This is a genomic window from Okeania sp. SIO2F4 (assembly GCF_010672385.1).
Taxonomy (GTDB): domain Bacteria; phylum Cyanobacteriota; class Cyanobacteriia; order Cyanobacteriales; family Microcoleaceae; genus Trichodesmium.
The window spans coordinates 1-1,797 of the sequence record NZ_JAAHGT010001317.1; the positions used below are offsets into that span (position 1 = coordinate 1).

Sequence of the window (1,797 nt, forward strand, 5' to 3'; positions counted from 1 at the left end):
ATCACGCCCCAGTTTCAAATTTACTACAAAAAAAGTGGAGTGGGAAGGGGCAGCTCATAGTTGCCCCTTCCTTTGACCAACAATAATTATCATTATCAATTGTACATTTGATTTTTTGGAGGTCCCTTATTGGGCTGAAGTTCTTTAACTTGCTACATGAACTTCTTTGATATTAAAGTCAGAGAAAATACCGATCCGACCAGTTTCCCTTAAGGTGTCAGGAACCCAATTTCCTGAACCAAAGTAACGGTCTCTAACATCTATTGTAGCTTCCCAGTCAGAACCAAAACCAGCAGCATCAAGAGACATAGACCAAGGTTTTCCTTTTCCATACTGGTTCATATCTTCAAGCCCAAAATATTGGCTAATTGCTCCCCTTGGGTTGTCTAGCATATACCTCCAAACATCTTTGACAGCACCATGAGCTTTTACGAAATTCGCCAGACCAAAGTCTACCCTGAAAGATTCGTCAGCAGTACGAGCTATATTATCATTTCCTAACCAACTACTTTCTAAACTCCAAGACCATCGGGAATAGCTACTAAAATCAACTTCATCTATTGAATATCCCCCTTCTGTACTGAGTGCTGGGTCTAGAGCCACCAGATTGTTAATACCCCCTAATTGTTCTGATATTTCATAAGCAACGTATGCTCCTAGACTGTGACCTGCTAGATTAATTTTGTTACGATCAAATCCCCACTTGTTAAGTTGCTCAACTACAGCCTCTGCAACTTCTTCGATCCAAACAGCAGCATCATGCAAATCTAAGTAACTGTCTTCGCCTGTACCTGCCATGCCACTCCAGTCAAGAGTAAGTACCTGGTTAGAATTATCATTTCTTTCTATTGCAGCGGCTAGCTGACTAGAGTCTGCTGCTGAATTGTTCCAACCATGAATCACGATCCATGTTTCTAAATTGTTTTGAATGTAACCGTAACCATCTACACGATCTAGAGTAATTTGATAGGAGTCAGGAAAATCTTGCATCACTAACTGGCTACCAGGGAACATATCTACTTGAAGAGGATGGGGTTCCGCAAACCCTTGAGTGAATTCTACTTGATTACTATAGTTTGGTTCCGAACTGCCTCCTGTTGGCTCTGGATTATTTACAGTTGTTACTCCTACAGTAGTTCCCGTTGAGCTATTGCCGGGAACCAAAATTTGCTGACCAACATAAATAGCATTCGGGTTGTCAATATCGTTATAGTTAGCAATATCCCAGTAACGATTGCCATCTCCTGTTGTCCTCTGAGCAATTGCCCAGAGAGAATCTCCTGGTTGTACCGTATAAGGTTGCCAATTATTATTATTTCCGGTTGTTACCCCTACAGTAGTTCCCGTTGAGCTATTGCCGGGAACCAAAATTTGCTGACCAACGTAAATAAAATTCGGGTTGCTAATACCATTATAATTAGCAATATCCCAATAACGATTAGCATCACCCGTTGTATTTAGAGCAATCTGTGAAAGACTATCTCCAGGCTGAATTGTGTAGCTTACCCATTCGTAATTATTCTCAATCTCTAAGATTTCCCCGTCTATCTCTACAAACGCTTTATCATTTTCACCCTTCAACACCTCAATATCTGCCTCCTCACGGGGTGACAAGGTAGCTGAAAGCTATATATAGAGGTGGACTTATCAAATAAGCTGAAGAATAGTTCAACTAAAATCCCACTATTATTGAGAATAGATGGGGGTGTGGTGCGTTCGCGGAGCGTTGCGGAGCGCAGTATCGCGCCACACAGTAGCTTGATTATTTATTCAAATAACTGGCAAAACAGTTAAAAA

1 protein-coding gene is annotated in these 1,797 nt (G+C 41.1%); it reads right to left on the bottom strand.

Annotated elements, in window-relative coordinates; genetic code table 11:
- Positions 1-144 precede the first annotated feature (144 nt).
- The gene (locus F6K22_RS40030) at positions 145-1,614 is read right to left on the bottom strand and encodes an alpha/beta fold hydrolase (RefSeq protein ID WP_293110644.1); all 1,470 of its coding nucleotides are present in this window, start codon (positions 1,612-1,614) and stop codon (positions 145-147) included.
- Positions 1,615-1,797: the final 183 nt, after the last annotated feature.